The 15,474-nt window shown below is 60.2% G+C and carries 14 protein-coding genes; 2 read left to right on the top strand and 12 right to left on the bottom strand.

What is annotated here, in order from left to right; genetic code table 11:
• Window positions 1-2: 2 nt before the first annotated feature.
• The 12 genes from paaX to paaA all read right to left on the bottom strand — a co-directional run bounded on the left by paaX (window position 3) and on the right by paaA (window position 10,581).
• The gene (gene paaX / locus RY075_RS11130; RefSeq protein ID WP_032658344.1) at window positions 3-938 is read right to left on the bottom strand and encodes a phenylacetic acid degradation operon negative regulatory protein PaaX; all 936 of its coding nucleotides are present in this window, start codon (window positions 936-938) and stop codon (window positions 3-5) included.
• Between the two features lie 133 nt (window positions 939-1,071).
• Window positions 1,072-2,388 (bottom strand): phenylacetate--CoA ligase PaaK, encoded by a 1,317-nt coding sequence (gene paaK, locus RY075_RS11125; protein WP_047654567.1) that lies wholly within the window; start codon window positions 2,386-2,388, stop codon window positions 1,072-1,074.
• Between the two features lie 26 nt (window positions 2,389-2,414).
• The gene (gene pcaF, locus RY075_RS11120; RefSeq protein ID WP_338628598.1) at window positions 2,415-3,620 is read right to left on the bottom strand and encodes a 3-oxoadipyl-CoA thiolase; all 1,206 of its coding nucleotides are present in this window, start codon (window positions 3,618-3,620) and stop codon (window positions 2,415-2,417) included.
• The gene (gene paaI, locus RY075_RS11115) at window positions 3,620-4,042 is read right to left on the bottom strand and encodes a hydroxyphenylacetyl-CoA thioesterase PaaI (protein ID WP_017693477.1); all 423 of its coding nucleotides are present in this window, start codon (window positions 4,040-4,042) and stop codon (window positions 3,620-3,622) included. Before paaI ends, pcaF begins: the two co-directional genes overlap by 1 nt.
• A complete protein-coding gene (gene paaH / locus RY075_RS11110; RefSeq protein ID WP_302378547.1) occupies window positions 4,032-5,456 on the bottom strand; it encodes a 3-hydroxyacyl-CoA dehydrogenase PaaH in 1,425 nt (474 codons plus the stop codon). The genes paaI and paaH overlap by 11 nt, the downstream gene beginning before the upstream one ends.
• Before the next feature lies 1 nt (window position 5,457).
• A complete protein-coding gene (gene paaG, locus RY075_RS11105) occupies window positions 5,458-6,246 on the bottom strand; it encodes a 2-(1,2-epoxy-1,2-dihydrophenyl)acetyl-CoA isomerase PaaG (protein ID WP_026080707.1) in 789 nt (262 codons plus the stop codon).
• Window positions 6,246-7,013, bottom strand: coding sequence for a 2,3-dehydroadipyl-CoA hydratase PaaF (gene paaF, locus RY075_RS11100; RefSeq protein WP_338628597.1), 768 nt, complete (start codon window positions 7,011-7,013; stop codon window positions 6,246-6,248). Before paaF ends, paaG begins: the two co-directional genes overlap by 1 nt.
• Entirely contained in the window at window positions 7,010-8,080 is a 1,071-nt protein-coding gene (paaE, locus tag RY075_RS11095) for a 1,2-phenylacetyl-CoA epoxidase subunit PaaE (RefSeq protein WP_045333011.1), read from the bottom strand. The genes paaF and paaE overlap by 4 nt, the downstream gene beginning before the upstream one ends.
• 7 nt (window positions 8,081-8,087) lie before the next feature.
• Window positions 8,088-8,585, bottom strand: coding sequence for a 1,2-phenylacetyl-CoA epoxidase subunit PaaD (gene paaD / locus RY075_RS11090; RefSeq protein ID WP_003857347.1), 498 nt, complete (start codon window positions 8,583-8,585; stop codon window positions 8,088-8,090).
• 11 nt (window positions 8,586-8,596) lie between these two features.
• Window positions 8,597-9,343 (bottom strand): 1,2-phenylacetyl-CoA epoxidase subunit PaaC, encoded by a 747-nt coding sequence (gene paaC, locus RY075_RS11085; RefSeq protein WP_302378548.1) that lies wholly within the window; start codon window positions 9,341-9,343, stop codon window positions 8,597-8,599.
• A gap of 8 nt (window positions 9,344-9,351) precedes the next feature.
• Window positions 9,352-9,639 (bottom strand): 1,2-phenylacetyl-CoA epoxidase subunit PaaB, encoded by a 288-nt coding sequence (gene paaB, locus RY075_RS11080; protein ID WP_003857353.1) that lies wholly within the window; start codon window positions 9,637-9,639, stop codon window positions 9,352-9,354.
• A gap of 12 nt (window positions 9,640-9,651) precedes the next feature.
• Window positions 9,652-10,581, bottom strand: a complete 930-nt coding sequence (gene paaA / locus RY075_RS11075; protein ID WP_061856178.1) for a 1,2-phenylacetyl-CoA epoxidase subunit PaaA — start codon at window positions 10,579-10,581, stop codon at window positions 9,652-9,654.
• A 285-nt stretch (window positions 10,582-10,866) separates the two neighbouring features.
• Here paaA and paaZ point away from each other — a divergent pair, with 285 nt between their 5' ends.
• Window positions 10,867-12,906 (top strand): phenylacetic acid degradation bifunctional protein PaaZ, encoded by a 2,040-nt coding sequence (gene paaZ / locus RY075_RS11070; RefSeq protein ID WP_338628595.1) that lies wholly within the window; start codon window positions 10,867-10,869, stop codon window positions 12,904-12,906.
• Between the two features lie 196 nt (window positions 12,907-13,102).
• On the top strand, window positions 13,103-15,376 hold the full coding sequence (gene tynA, locus RY075_RS11065) for a primary-amine oxidase (protein WP_045334809.1): 2,274 nt from the start codon (window positions 13,103-13,105) through the stop codon (window positions 15,374-15,376).
• Window positions 15,377-15,474: the final 98 nt, after the last annotated feature.

Here is a 15,474-nt window from a genome sequence, read left to right as displayed (position 1 = left end):
CCTTATGTGATATTCAGACCACCAAAACGCTGGTGATAAAGCGTGCCGGGAGCGGGCAGCTCGCCCACGGAGGTTTCCCCCTTCTCACTGACAAACGCCAGGGCTCCCGCCGCCACGCGCTGGTAGATGTTAATGCACAGCTGTCGTGCGCTCTGTCCCGCCCAGTGCGCAGGAAGTAACTCCTCCGGCAACAGCGGATCTTTCAGCACCACGCGACGATAAAAATGAATGAGTAACAGCTGGATCTGGAAGCAGCGTTCCGGGGTCAAATCCTCAGGCGGCGCTTCTTTCAGCAGCGGCAACAGCGGACGGAACGAGCTGATAAACGTTTCGTACATCGCGTTTTGTTCGGTCAACTGCCAGCACTCTTCCACGCGGGCTCGTAACGCCGCACGTGATAAGGCCAGCGGTGAATGGGCCTCAAAGAAAATGACGTTTTCCGCCACGCCCGCATCATGCAACAGAGACTGCACGTCCGCCAGGTTCTGCGACGGCGAGGCCATCAGGCTCGGCGCCAGCGTGCCGAACCCTTGCCAGATGAGCTGTTTTTTCACGTCCGCGAGCGTGGTTTTATCCAGCCCCTCGGAGAGCAGCAGCAGCCATTTACCATCCCACGCCGGCAGTTCCGCACGGTAGATTTTATTTTCCGCGCGGCGGGTCAAACGCAGCCCCTTGTCGCTGAGACGGTAAAAGCTGCGGCGGCCAATGCGGGACACATCCAGCCAGCCCTCTTTGTTGAGGCGAAACAGCGCGGTGCGCACAAAGCGCTCGCCAAATCCCATCCCTTCCAGCAGGGCCGCCAGGCTGCCGAGCCAGATCTCTCCGCCGCGGTGCGAAAGCGCGTCGCCATACAGTGAGGAGATAAGCGACGTTCCGCTGACGGGAACAGAGCTGACTGCATGCTGGATAAAGGCTTCAAGTTTATTCATGTGATTCATTCTTTTGTTATTTTTTTCCTGGATGAATCATAGCATACGAATCTGGGGTGTACCCTCACCCTAACCCTCTCCCAAAGGGAGAGGGAACTTAATACACCCTCTCCCTTTGGGAGAGGGCTGGGGTGAGGAGAATTCAACCGTTGGCTGCCACTTTACGCAAATCAAACACCCGGCAAGCTTTACCCTCGGAGCGCGGTATGCTGCCACAGTTAACGATCATCACGTCGGTCGAGATCCCCACCATCGATTTAATCCGATGACGCAGCTGATGGCAGACCTGACAGCGCTGCTCATGGGTCAGCGTTAAGCTGCTCTGTTTCAGCTCGACCTTCACCGAAAGTGAATCAAGATGCCCGCGGCGGTTCACCTCCAGCTGATAGTGTGGCGAAAGATGTTCGAACTTAACGATCTCCTCTTCCAGCTGTGACGGGAAGACGTTCACGCCGCGAATGATGAGCATGTCGTCGCTGCGCCCGCTGATGCGATCCATCCGGCGCATGGTGCGTGCAGTGCCCGGCAGCAGGCGCGTCAGGTCGCGGGTGCGGTAGCGGATCACCGGCAGTGCCTCTTTGGTCAGGGTGGTGAACAGCAGTTCGCCCTGCTCGCCGTCGGCCAGCGGCGTGCCGTCATTCGGGTTGACGATCTCCGGGTAGAAGTGATCTTCCCAGATGGTCGGGCCGTCAGCGGTTTCAAGACACTCCATCGCCACGCCCGGCCCCATCACCTCGGAGAGACCATAGATATCCAGCGCGGTAATGCCCAGCCGTTTTTCAATTTCGCAGCGCATCGCCTGCGTCCACGGCTCGGCGCCAAACACGCCGACGCGCAGGGAACAGGCGCTGGCGTCACCGCCCATCTGACGCTCCAGCTCTTCAATTAAATTCAGGCAGTATGAGGGCGTCACCATGATCATATCCGGCTGAAAATCGCGGATCAGCTGCGCCTGCTTCTCCGTCTGGCCGCCGGACATCGGGATCACCGTCGCACCCAGACGCTCGGCACCGTAGTGCGCCCCCAGCCCGCCGGTGAATAGCCCGTAGCCGTAGGCCACGTGAATTTTATCCTTCGCGCTGCCCCCGGCGGCGCGCAGGGAACGGGCAACTATATTGGCCCAGTTGTCGATATCATTCTGGGTATATCCCACCACGGTCGGCTTTCCGGTGGTGCCCGACGAGGCGTGGATGCGCACCACCTGCTCCATCGGCACCGCAAAGGTATCGAACGGGTAGTTGTCGCGCAGATCCTGCTTGGTGGTGCACGGGAATTTTTGCAGGTCCGCCAGCTCGTTAAAATCGTCAGGGTGAACGCCCGCGGCGTCAAACTTGCGTTTGTACATCGGAACGTTGTTGTAGGCGTGGTTCAGCGTCCACTTCAGGCGCGCGGTCTGCAACGCCTGCAATTCATCAATGGACGCGGTTTCGATCGGATCAAGCTTTGTTGTATTTATCATCGCAGGGTACTCACATTATTGTTCGCTCAAACACGCTCAAGGATCATGGCAATGCCCTGACCCACACCGATGCACATCGTACACAGCGCGTAGCGCCCGCCGCGTCGGTGCAATTCATTGCTCGCGGCCAGCGCCAGTCTGGCACCGCTCATTCCCAGCGGATGACCTAACGCGATCGCCCCGCCATTCGGGTTCACATGCTCCGCGTCATCCGGCAAACCCAGCTGACGCAGCACGCCCAGCGCCTGTGCGGCGAAGGCTTCGTTAAGCTCAATGACGTCCATATCGGTGATACTGAGTCCGGCACGTTCCAGCACCTTACGGGTGGCGGGAACCGGGCCTAATCCCATCAGACGCGGCTCGACGCCCGCGGTCGCCATGGCCACAATGCGGGTGCGCGGGGTTAACCCCTGTGCAAGCGCCATCGGCTCGCTGGCGATAATCAGCGCCGCCGCCCCGTCGTTCACGCCGGAGGCGTTCCCCGCCGTCACCACACCGTTCTTGCGGAACGGAGCTTTCAGCGCGGCAAGCTGTTCAAGGGTGGTTTCGGCGCGCGGATGCTCGTCCACGCACACTTCCGTTACGGCACCTTTTTTCCCCGCCATCTGTACCGGGATAATCTCCTGCGCCAGAACGCCATTCTGCTGCGCCCGCGCGGTGCGCTGCTGGCTGCGCAGGGCAAATGCATCCTGATCGGCACGGCTTATATTTAACAATTCCGCTACATTCTCTGCCGTTTCCGGCATGCTGTCAGTTCCGTATTGCTGATGCATGAGCGGATTCACAAATCGCCAGCCGATGGTGGTGTCGAAGATCTCCGCCTGACGCTGAAACGCCGCGGTGGCTTTGCCCATCACGAACGGCGCACGGGACATGGATTCGACGCCACCGGCGATCAGCAGCTCGCCATCCCCGGCCTTAATGGCGCGTGCCGCAAAGCCAAGGGCATCCAGACCGGAGCCGCACAGGCGGTTAATGGTGGTACCGGAAACGGTCTGAGGCAGCCCGGCCAGCAGCGACGACATGCGCGCTACGTTGCGGTTATCCTCTCCCGCCTGATTTGCGCAGCCGAAGATCACATCATCTATGCGCTCCAGATCGAGCTGCGGGTAACGCGCCAGCAGCGCACGCAGCGGCACGGCCCCTAAGTCATCGGCACGCACGCTGGATAATCCTCCACCGTAGCGACCGATCGGGGTACGCACACCCTCACAAATAAATGCGTCACGCATCAGGCTTCTCCTGTCACACTGCCGCCGGTGCGGTGCGATTTCCCGCGAAAAAGAGCGACGGTTTTCTGGTGTTGGTTCTGAATTTCAATGTCGTATACGCCGGTCAGTTTGCCCTGATGCTTCACCCGCGCGGTAGCGGTCAGCTTATCGCCGGCAAAGCCCGGACGCAGAAAATCGATGGCGCAGCCTGAGGCCACCGCCGCCAGCCCCTGACTGTTGCAGGCGTAGGCAAAGGCGGTATCGGCCAGCGAGAACAGCTGTCCGCCATGGCAGGTTTTATGCCCGTTGAGCATCTGCGGGGTGATGGTCATGGTCACCACCGCGTAGCCCTCGCCCATGTCGATAATGTCCATCCCCATCGCCTGCGCGCAGGCGTCCCGTTCGTACATCGCGCGGGCGTTATGCCAGGCGTTATGACTCATAGCTACTCTCCAGAAGCGCACGCTGGCGCAGCAGTGAACAGGGGCGATAGCGTTCCTCGCCGTAGTGACGTTGCAGGTTCTCCAGCAGCGTTAACAGACGCTGCCAGCCAAGGCGCTCGCCCCAGGCGATGGGCCCGCAGGGATAGTTGACCCCTAAGCGCATGGCGGTATCGATGTCTTGCTCGCTGGCGACCCCTTTTTGCAGGGCGTCCAGCGCTTCGTTGGCAATCATCGCCACCGTGCGCCAGATCAGCAGGCCGGGGTAATCGGCAATCTGTACCACCCGTTTCTGCTGGTGCTGCAACCAGTAAATGGCTTTCTGCGTGGCGGCGTGCGGGTTGCCGGGTGCGGCGGCTATCAAGGCCACATCCCGCTCGATGCGGTCGACCACCACCACCGGGCAGCCGTGGCGCAGCGCCAGCGACTGCGCGGTCTCACCCTGCGTTTCGATCAGCAACAGATCGTCAATTTCCGTGACACCGTCACTTCTTCGCTGTACGCGCATGGGGTTGAAGCTGTCGCTGACCGGGGCGAGCCAGCTGACGGTGGGTTTGTCCTCCAGCCAGCGGTAAACGCCCTGCCCGCTTTTCTTACCCAGACGCCCCGCCAGCACCAGCTCCTGCTGCACCAGCGACGGCAGAAAACGACGCTCCTGCCAGAAGGCATTAAACACGGAGCAGGTCACGGCAAAGTTGACGTCCTGACCAATCATGTCCGTCAGCTCAAGCGGCCCCATCGGGAAGCCTCCGCCGTCTCGCAGGGCGGCGTCAATCACCTCGGGCGTTGCCACCTGCTCTTCCAGCGCGCGCCAGGCTTCCGAGTAGAACGGGCGCGCCACGCGGTTGACGATAAACCCCGGCGTGGACTGGCAGCGTACCGGCTGCTTTCCCCAGCTCAGCGCCAGCTCGCACAGCGCATCGGCCACTTCTGGTGAGGTCGCCAGCCCGCTGACCACCTCCACCAGCTTCATCACCGGGGCAGGATTGAAGAAGTGCAGCCCGGCGACGCGTTCAGGGTGGTTTATCTCCGCCGCAATCGCGGTAACGGAAATGGACGAGGTATTGCTGGCGAGCAGCGTCTGCGGCGGGCAAACCTCTGCCAGCTGGGTAAACAGCGCCTTTTTCACTTCAAGCCGCTCGGAGGCCGCCTCGATCACCAGATCGGCTTTCGCCAGAGCACTGATATTCGTCACCGGCGTCAGGCGGGCGAGGATCTGCTCCCCGGCGTCGGCAGAGAGTTTTCCACGCGCAACGCGTGAGGACAGCCGCTGGCGAATGCCGTCGACGGCGCGGGAAATCGCCGCTGCGTCAATGTCGTACACCAGAACCGGATGACCGTGACTGGCTGCCACTTCGGCAATCCCGGCGCCCATGGTGCCGCTGCCAATGACGGCGACCGTATGGATATTCACCATCTTATTTCCCCGTAAAGTTCGGCGCGCGTTTTGCCAGGAACGCGCTGACGCCTTCCCGGTAGTCGTCGCTGCGTCCGGCCAGGCGTTGATAGTCGCGCTCCAGATCAAGCTGGGCGTCGAGGGTGTTGGTTTCGGCGGCATTGATCGCCTGCTTGATCAAGCCCAGGCCAAAGGTCGGCTGCGAGGCAAAATGCAGCGCCATCTGCTGTGCGGTGGCGGAGAGCTGCTCGTCGTCCACCACCTGCCAGATCATTCCCCAGGCCTGTGCCTGCTCGGCGCTGAGCTTATCGCCCAGCAATGCCAGCCCCATGGCGCGGGCGCGTCCGGCCACGCGCGGCAGCAGCCAGGTGCCGCCGCAGTCCGGGACGAGGCCGAGCTTGCTGAAGGCCATCACAAAACTGGCGGAGCGCGCCGCAATCACCATGTCGCAGCCGAGGGCCAGCGTCGCCCCCGCGCCCGCCGCCACGCCGTTAACCGCGCAAATCACCGGCTTCGGCAGTTTTGCCAGGCGGCGCACCAGCGGGTTGTAAAAAGTCTCAACGGACATGCCCAGATCGGGCGCCGGGCCGTTCGGGTCGACGTTACGGTCGTTAAGATCCTGCCCGGCGCAGAAACCGCGTCCTGCCCCGGTGATCAGCAGGCAGCGGATGGCGTCATCGCGCTCGGCCTGCTTCAGGCATTCGGAAAGCTGCTGGTGCATGACGTCGTTAAAGCTGTTCAGGCGCTCCGGGCGGTTCAGCGTAATGGTCATTACGCCCTGCTCAACATGGCTCAGAATAGATTCCACAATTAGCGTCCTTTAAAGTCTGGGGTGCGTTTTTGTAAAAAGGCGTTGATCACTTCCCGGCGATCGTCGGTGGCCGCGAGCAGCGCAAACAGCTGACGCTCCTGCGCCAGCCCGGCCTGAAGCGGGACTTCCTGCGACTGGCGAAGCGCCTGCTTCGCCGCCTGTAGCGCCAGCGGCGAATGGCGCGCCATCAGCGCTGCCTGCTTCAGGGCGTACTCCAGCGTCAGCGAGGCCGGATAGACGTCGCTGACCAGCCCGGCGCTGTGCGCCTGCACCGCCGTGATGCTTTCGCCCGTCAGCACCATTTTGCTGGCCAGCGATTTGCCTACGCTGCGGATCAGCCGCTGGGTGCCGCCTGCGCCCGGCATGATCCCGAGGGTGATTTCCGGCAGGCCAAAACGGGCGTTATCGCCAGCAATCACGACATCGCAGAGCAGCGCCAGCTCACAGCCTGCCCCCAGCGCGAAGCCGTTTACGGCGGCAATCAGCGGTTTGGTGAAGGCGTTGATCCGCGCCCACAGCTGCGGACGGATATCGTTCAGGGTGGCGGGCAGGTCTTTCTCCGCCATTTCGTTGAGATCGGCCCCGGCGGCAAAGCAGCGTTCGTTGCCGTACATCACGCAGACGGCGATCTCAGCATCCGCGGCGGCGGCCTCAAGCTGCTCCGCGATTTGCAGGAGCAGCGCATTGTTGAGCGCGTTGCGCGCCGCCGGACGGTTAAGCGTTAGCTGCAACACGCGGCCATGACGGGTAACAATCAGTTCGCTCATGCCATCCCCTTCGCATCAAAATCGACGATAACGTCGGCGGTTAACGGCAGCGCCTGACAGCTCAGCACATAGCCTGCGGCCAGCTCGTCCGGCTCCAGGCTGTAGTTGGTCGCCATATCGACTTTCCCACGCAGCACTTTGCATTTGCAGGTGGCGCATACGCCGCCCTTGCAGGCGTAAGGCAGATCCGCCCCCTGACGCAGGGCCGCGTCAAGAATGCTTTCGTCGTCCGCCGTCAGGGTGATCTCCCTGTCGCGCCCGTCCTGACGGACGGTGACCTTCTGGCCATCGGCCTGCACGCTGGCTGTCCGTTTAACGGCGGTACCCGGCGTGTTAAAGCGCTCAAGATGGATCGCTTTTTCCGGCATACCCAGCGCTTTAAGCGCCGCTTCGGCCTCATCCATCATCGCCGACGGGCCACAGATGAAGGCTTCATCGTACTGACGGAAATTCACCAGCGTTTTTGCCAGCGCCTGGAGCTTTTCCCCGTCAATGCGGCCATGGAGCAGATCGCTGTCGAGCGTCTCCTGGCTGAAGATGGCGATCAGCTGTAAACGCTGCGGGTATTTATCTTTCAGGTCCGCCAGCGCCCGGCGGAACATCATGCTCTGGCTGCTGCGGTTGCCGTAAATCAGGGTGAAGTGGCTGTGGGCTTCAGTGGCCAGCGTAGCGGACATAATCGCCAGCATCGGGGTGATCCCGGACCCGGCGGCAATCGCCAGATAGTGGCCTTCGCGTTCGGCCTGCGGCTGGTAGCCAAAATGCCCCTGGGGCACCATCACCTCCAGCGCCATGCCCGGTTTGATCTCGTCCCGGGCATAGCGGGAAAAACGTCCGCCCTCGATGGCTTTGACCGCCACGCTGATCTCACCGCACGCGGTGCTTCGGCAGATGGAGTAGCAGCGGCGCAGTTCATCCCCGCCAGGACTGGCTTTCAGGGTCAGATGCTGACCGGGACGGAAGCGGTACGCCTCCTGTAACGCCTGCGGCACCGCGAAGGTAATGGTCACCGCGTCGCGGGTTTCGGGCTCCACTTTTGCCACTATTAATGAATGAAACGTTGTCATGGCAGCCTCAAATACATTTGAAATAATCGAAGGGCTCACGGCAGGTATTGCAGCGGTAGAGCGCTTTGCAGGCCGTGGATCCAAATTCACTGATAAGCGAGGTATCGGTGCTCGCACAGCGCGGGCAGCTCACCTCCGCGGGAACGTGGGCATGGCAGCTATGACCAACAGGCGGGCTGATGCCATATTCACGCAGGCGCCTGCGGGCATCGTCGGTCATCCAGTCGGTGGTCCAGGCGGGCTCCAGTTGCAGCACAATATGTACCGGGCTAAAGCCGTTTCCGGTCAGGGTTTCGCGGATCGCCCCCAGTAGATGCTCCGTTGCCGGACAGCCCGAATAGGTTGGCGTGAAGCCGATAACCCAGCCTTCCCCCTGTGCCTTCACGCTGCGCACCATGCCCAGGTCGGTGATGGTCAGCACCGGCACTTCCGGGTCGGGGATCTGGCTTAACAGCGCCCAAATCTGCGGGATTTGTGCAGGCGCGATGTCGACGAGGCGTTGCATGGCGTCCTCCTTTACCACTGCTGGCCGGGGTAAACGCGCTGGAGATACTGCATCTCTGCCAGCATCGGCCCGAGGTGTTCGGTATGTAGCCCCTTCTTACCGCCCGTGCGATACGCCACCTCTTCGGGCACGCGGAGGGTGGCTTCCGCCAGGCCAGCAAACACTTCGCGCTCCCACGGGTCCCGCAGGTCGCGCGGATCAACCGCCACGCCGTCATCAATTAGCGCCAGCTCGACCTCGTCAGCGTCGAACAGTTCAGCCGTAAAGCGCCACAGGCTATCCACCGCCTGCTGCATTTTTTGTGCGGAGGTTTCTGTTCCGTCCCCCAGCCGCACCAGCCAGCCGCGGCTAAAGCGCAGGTGATAGCGCGCCTCCTTAATGGCTTTTGCCGCGATGGCGGCAAGCTGACTGTCGCTGCTGTGGATCAGCCGCTCGTAGAGCGCCACGTTCCACGCATCCATCAGATACTGACGGGCAATGGTGTCGGCGAAGCTGCCGTTTGGCTGTTCCACCAGCAGCAAATTGCGGAACTGACGCTCATCGCGGCCATAGGCCAGGGTATCTTCATCACCCTTACCTTCCCGTTCAGCGGCGGAGGTCAGGAAATTGCGCGCTTGCCCGAGCAGATCAAGGCCGATATTGGCGAGCGCCAGGTCAATTTCCAGCTCCGGCGCGTGGCCGCACCAGGCGCCCAGACGCTGTGAGAGCACCAGACCGTTGTCGCCCAGACGCAGGGCATAAGCAGATACGTTGTTCATCCCCAACCTCACATATGCTCGATACCATCAGGGATGGTGTAAAACGTCGGATGGCGGTAGACCTTGCTTTCCGCCGGATCGAAAAACTCCCCGCTCTCTTCCGGCTGGGAAGCGACGATTTCACTCGCCTTCACCACCCAGATAGAACAGCCTTCGCTGCGGCGGGTATAGGCATCGCGCGCGTTTTCCAGCGCCATGCGGTCGTCGGCAGCGTGAAGGCTGCCCACATGCCGGTGCGACAGCCCCTGCTTCGAACGGACAAAAACTTCGTATAACGGCCAGTAAACATTGCTCATGGTTGATTCCTCTTATGCGGCCTGGCGAGCGCGTTGTTTTTCTGCGTGGGCCAGAGCGGCTTCACGCACCCATGCGCCGTCGTCCCAGGCTTTACGTTTTGCGGCCAGACGTTCGTGGTTGCAGATCCCGCGCCCGTTGATCACCTCGTCAAATTCCTGCCAGTCGATTTCGCCGAAGTGGTAGTGACCGCTCTCTTCATCGAAACGCAGGTCGGGATCCGGCACGGTCATGCCGAGCATCTCCACCTGAGGCACCGTGTTGTCCACGAAGCGCTGGCGAAGCTCATCGTTGCCAAAGCGTTTGATCTTCCAGGCCAGACTGCGGGCGCTGTTTGGGGAGTTGTCGTCGTTGGGTCCGAACATCATCAGCGCGGGCCACCAGAAGCGGTTGATGGCGTCCTGCAACATCTGCCGCTGGGCTTCGCTACCCTGCGCCAGCGCCATGCAGGCCTCAAAACCCTGACGCTGGTGAAAGCTCTCTTCTTTACAAATTTTCACCATCGCCCGGGCATACGGGCCGTAAGACGTACGGCACAGCGCCACCTGGTTCACAATGGCCGCCCCGTCCACCAGCCAGCCAATGACCCCGATATCGGCCCAGCTCAGGGTTGGATAGTTGAAGATGGAGGAGTATTTCATCTTGCCGTCGAGCATCTTTTGATAGATGTCCTCCCGGGCGCAGCCCAGCGTTTCCGCCGCGCTGTAAAGGTACAGGCCATGTCCGGCTTCATCCTGCACCTTCGCCAGCAGAATGGCTTTCCGGCGCAGCGTCGGTGCGCGGGTGATCCAGTTCCCTTCCGGCAGCATGCCGACAATCTCAGAGTGGGCGTGCTGTCCAATCTGGCGGATCAGCGTCTTGCGGTAGGCATCCGGCATCCAGTCCTGCGGCTCGATGGCCGTCTCCTGTGCGATGCGTTGCTCAAAGCGTTGTTCTTGCGTCACATAACCACCTTTGTGATTCGTTAAATCACCACAAATAGCAAAATGGTGAATCATTTGGTTTCTTAAAAGTTACACAAAGGTTAAATATAACCCCAAGAAGCGTTTGTTTATTTTGTGACGACGCTCGCAAGCCTTTTCATGAAAGGCCGATGGCGCAAGGCTTTCTGTTGGTCAGGCCAAGCAATACAGATCACAACGTTAACAATTCATTAAAACTCAGCTTGATTTTTATGATTCGAGATCAAACTATTTATAGTGAAATCACGAAACATCTGGAGAGAAGAAATGCAGCAGTTAGCCAGCTTCTTGTCCGGCATCTGGCAATCAGGCCGGGGCCGCGAGCGCACCATCACCCACGCCATCAGCGGGGAAACGCTATATCAAGTCACCAGCGAAGGGCTGGATATGGCGGCCGCGCGCCGTTACGCCATTGAACACGGCGGAGAAGTGCTCCGCGCAATGAGCTTTATCGAGCGCGCCGCCATGCTGAAGGCGATGGCCAAACATCTGCTGAGCCAGAAGGATCGGTTTTATGCCCTGTCAGCCCAGACCGGCGCGACGAAGGCTGACAGCTGGGTGGATATTGAAGGCGGTATCGGCACCCTCTTCACCTACGCAAGCCTCGGCAGCCGTGAGCTGCCGGACGATACCCTGTGGCCGGAGGATGAGCTGATCCCACTGTCGAAGGAAGGCGGCTTTGCGGCACGTCACGTGTTAACGTCGAAATCCGGCGTGGCGGTGCATATCAACGCGTTCAACTTCCCGTGCTGGGGGATGCTGGAAAAGCTCGCGCCCACCTGGCTTGCCGGGATGCCCGCCATCATCAAGCCCGCCACCGCCACCGCGCAGGTGACTCAGGCGATGGTGAAAGCGATCGTGGAGAGCGGACTGGTGCCGGACGGCGCCATCAGCCTGATCTGCGGTGGCGCGGGCGATCTGCTGAACCACCTCGACAGCCAGGACGTGGTGACGTTTACCGGGTCGGCCAGCACCGGGCAGAGCCTGCGCGTCCACCCGAATATCGTCGCACATTCCATTCCGTTTACCATGGAAGCAGATTCTCTTAACTGCTGCGTGCTGGGTGAGGACGTGACGCCGGAACAGCCGGAGTTTACGCTGTTTATCCGCGAAGTGGTGCGCGAGATGACCGCCAAAGCCGGGCAAAAATGTACCGCCATCCGCCGCATCATCGTGCCGGAAGCGCAGGTTGAAGCCGTCAGCCAGGCGCTGATTGCGCGGCTGGAGAACGTGGTCGTCGGCGATCCGGCCCAGGAAGGGGTGAAGATGGGGGCTCTCGTCAACAGTGAGCAACGTGCTGACGTGCAGGAAAAAGTCGATCATCTGCTGGCCTCGGGCTGCCAGATCCGTCTGGGTGGTAAAGCTGATTTGCAGGCGCCTGGCGCATTCTTCCCGCCCACCCTGCTGTTCTGCCCGCAGCCGGACGAAACCCCGGCCGTTCACGCCACCGAAGCCTTTGGCCCCGTCGCAACCCTGATGCCCTGCCGTAACACCGAGCACGCCATGCAGCTGGCGCGGGCGGGCGGCGGCAGCCTGGCGGGAACGCTGGTTACGGCAGATACCCGCGTGGCGCGGCAGTTTATTGCTGGTGCCGCGCGCGCCCACGGACGCATTCAGATCCTCAACCAGGAATCCTCGAAAGAATCTACCGGCCACGGTTCACCGTTGCCGCAGCTGGTGCACGGTGGTCCGGGACGTGCGGGCGGCGGCGAAGAGCTGGGCGGCCTGCGCGCTGTGAAGCACTATCTTCAGCGCACAGCCATTCAGGGCAGCCCGTCCATGCTCGCCGCGATCGGTAAACAGTGGGTCCGTGGCGCGGAGGTGCAGGAAGATCGCGTTCATCCGTTCCGTAAATACTTCGAGGAGTTACAGCCGGGCGACAGCCTGCTGACCCCGCGTCGTACCCTGACGGAAGCGGATATCGTGAATTTTGCCTGCCTGAGCGGGGATCATTTCTACGCCCATATGGACAAAATTGGCGCGGCGGAGTCGATTTTTGGTGAGCGCGTGGTACACGGTTATTTCCTGATTTCCGCCGCGGCGGGGCTGTTTGTCGATGCCGGGGTTGGGCCGGTTATTGCCAACTATGGCATGGAAAACCTGCGCTTTATCGAGCCGGTCAAGCCGGGTGATACCATTCAGGTGCGCCTGACCTGTAAACGTAAAACGCTGAAGAAACAGCGCACTGCCGAGGAAAAACCCACCGGCGTGGTGGAATGGGCTGTGGAGATCTTCAACCAGCACCAGCAGGCCGTGGCGCTCTACTCCATCCTGACGCTGGTGGCGCGCCAGCAGGGTGACTTCTGACACACCTCTTTCTTGCCGGGTGTCGCTCCGCTTACCCGGCCTACAACTACCTGACCGGGGGTGTGATGCACCCCCGCTCTTTTTTAACCTGGCAAGACTGACAAACAACCTGGCAGATGCAGGCAAACGCTTTTCGTGCGCGCCTGTCAGGATAACGCTGACACTACACAATAAACACAACAAGATGAGGTCTGCGATGGGAAGCAATTCTTCTTTTTCTGCCCGTAGAACGGCACTGGCCATGGCCGTTGCGCTCTGTTGCGCCTGGCAATCCCCTGTTTACGCTCACGGCAGCGAGGCGCATATGGTCCCGATGGACAAAACGCTTCAGGCGTTTGGCGCGGACGTGCAGTGGGATGATTACGCCCAGATGTTCACCATCGTCAAAGACGGTGCCTTTGTGAAGGTCAAACCCGGCGCAAATACCGCCATCGTTAACGGCAAACCGCTGACGCTCCAGGTGCCCGTGGTGATGAAGAACAATAAGGCGTTTATCCCGGAGACCTTTATCAACGATGTCTTTCAGTCCGGTCTTGATCAGACATTCCAGGTTGAAAAAAGCCCCCACCCGTTAAACGCGCTGACGGCTGATGAAATCAACCAGGCCGTAGCAATCGTGAAAGCCTCAGCGGATTTTAAACCCAATACCCGCTTTACCCAGATTGCGCTGGCGGAGCCAGAAAAGGCCAAAGTCTGGGACTTTGTGCTTAACGGCACGGCGGTGGATGCGCCCCGCCAGGCCAATATCATCATGCTTGATGGTAAACACATCATCGAAAGCCGGGTGGATCTGAAGGAGAAAAAGATCCTCCGCTGGGAGCCGATCAAAGACGCGCACGGCATGGTGCTGCTGGATGACTTCAATACCGTGCAGCAGATCATCAATGAAAGCCCGGAGTTTGCCGCCGTGCTGAAAAAGCGCGGCATTACCGACCCGAAGAAAGTGATCACCACCCCGCTTACCGTCGGCTTTTTTGACGGCAAGGATGGGCTGAAACAGGAAGACCGCCTGCTGAAAGTGATCAGCTATCTCGACGTGGGCGACGGTAACTACTGGGCGCACCCGATCGAAAACCTGGTTGCGGTGGTGGATCTCGAGCAGAAGAAAATCCAGAAGATTGAGGAAGGCCCGGTCGTGCCGGTGCCGCTCACGCCGCGCCCTTATGATGGCCGTGACCGCGTTGAAACGGTGAAAAAACCGCTGGAGATTATCGAGCCGGAAGGCAAGAACTACACCATCACCGGGGATAGGGTGCACTGGCAGAACTGGGATTTTCATCTGAGCCTGGACTCACGCGTCGGCCCGATAATCTCCACCGTGACCTATAACGACAACGGCAAAAAGCGACAGGTGATGTATCAGGGGTCGCTCGGCGGCATGATTGTGCCGTACGGCGACCCGGATATCGGCTGGTACTTTAAAGCCTACCTGGACTCCGGCGATTACGGCATGGGTACCCTGACCTCCCCGCTGGTGCGCGGCAAGGATGTTCCGTCTAACGCCGTGATGCTCAACGAAACCATCCCGGATTACACCGGCGCGCCAATGGAGATCCCCCGGGCGATCGCCATTTTCGAGCGTTACGCCGGGCCGGAATATAAGCATCAGGAATTAGGAAAACCCAACGTCAGCACCGAACGCCGCGAGCTGGTGGTGCGCTGGGTCAGCACCGTGGGTAACTATGATTACATCTTCGACTGGGTATTCCACGAAAACGGCACTATCGGCATTGATGCAGGGGCCACGGGCATTGAAGCGGTGAAAGGCGTGCAGACGAAAACCATGCATGATGCCACCGCGAAGGATGACACCCGATACGGAACGCTGATCGACCATAATATTGTCGGTACCACCCACCAGCACATCTACAACTTCCGTCTGGATATGGACGTGGACGGCATCAACAACAAGCTGGTGGCCATGGATCCCGACGTCAAACCGAACACCGCTGGCGGACCGCGCACCAGCACCATGCAGGTTAATCAGTATGATATTGATACCGAACAGCAGGCGGCGCAGAAGTTTGACCCGGGCACCATCCGCCTGCTGAGCAATACCAGCAAAGAGAACCGCATGGGCAACCCGGTCTCATATCAGATCATCCCTTACGCGGGCGGTACACACCCGGTAGCGTCCGGCGCGAAGTTTGCCCCGGACGAGTGGATTTATCACCGCCTGAGCTTTATGGATAAACAACTGTGGGTAACGCGTTACCATCCCGACGAGATGTACCCGGAGGGAAAATACCCGAACCGTTCCACGCACGATACCGGCCTCGGCCAGTACAGCAAAGATAACGAGTCGCTGAACGACCAGGATAACGTCATCTGGATGACCACCGGCACCACCCATGTCGCCCGTGCCGAGGAGTGGCCAATAATGCCGACGGAATGGGTGCACACGTTGCTCAAGCCGTGGAATTTCTTTGACGAGACGCCAACGCTCGGCAAGAAAAAAGAGCAGAAATAACCCACCGACCGGGCGTAATGCCCGGTTTTTCATCCGCTTACTTGCTGAATTACTCTCCCCGATTATAGTTATTGTTACCTCGCTTAATCCTTTTGCAT

The organism is Enterobacter sp. JJBC (genome assembly GCF_036936505.1).
In the GTDB taxonomy this organism is placed as follows: domain Bacteria; phylum Pseudomonadota; class Gammaproteobacteria; order Enterobacterales; family Enterobacteriaceae; genus Enterobacter; species Enterobacter hormaechei_C.
This window is presented reverse-complemented; position numbering and strand designations above follow the sequence as displayed.

Bases quoted from the DNA above. Each gene is read 5' to 3' on its own strand.
- paaE (WP_045333011.1), bottom strand. From the start codon at position 8,080: ATGACAACGTTTCATTCATTAATAGTGGCAAAAGTGGAGCCCGAAACC.
- paaZ (WP_338628595.1), top strand. From the start codon at position 10,867: ATGCAGCAGTTAGCCAGCTTCTTGTCCGGCATCTGGCAATCAGGCCGG.
- paaC (WP_302378548.1), bottom strand. From the start codon at position 9,343: ATGAACAACGTATCTGCTTATGCCCTGCGTCTGGGCGACAACGGTCTG.
- paaH (WP_302378547.1), bottom strand. From the start codon at position 5,456: ATGGTGAATATCCATACGGTCGCCGTCATTGGCAGCGGCACCATGGGC.
- paaF (WP_338628597.1), bottom strand. From the start codon at position 7,013: ATGAGCGAACTGATTGTTACCCGTCATGGCCGCGTGTTGCAGCTAACG.
- paaB (WP_003857353.1), bottom strand. From the start codon at position 9,639: ATGAGCAATGTTTACTGGCCGTTATACGAAGTTTTTGTCCGTTCGAAG.
- tynA (WP_045334809.1), top strand. From the start codon at position 13,103: ATGGGAAGCAATTCTTCTTTTTCTGCCCGTAGAACGGCACTGGCCATG.
- paaX (WP_032658344.1), bottom strand. From the start codon at position 938: ATGAATCACATGAATAAACTTGAAGCCTTTATCCAGCATGCAGTCAGC.
- paaI (WP_017693477.1), bottom strand. From the start codon at position 4,042: ATGAGTCATAACGCCTGGCATAACGCCCGCGCGATGTACGAACGGGAC.
- paaD (WP_003857347.1), bottom strand. From the start codon at position 8,585: ATGCAACGCCTCGTCGACATCGCGCCTGCACAAATCCCGCAGATTTGG.
- paaK (WP_047654567.1), bottom strand. From the start codon at position 2,388: ATGATAAATACAACAAAGCTTGATCCGATCGAAACCGCGTCCATTGAT.
- pcaF (WP_338628598.1), bottom strand. From the start codon at position 3,620: ATGCGTGACGCATTTATTTGTGAGGGTGTGCGTACCCCGATCGGTCGC.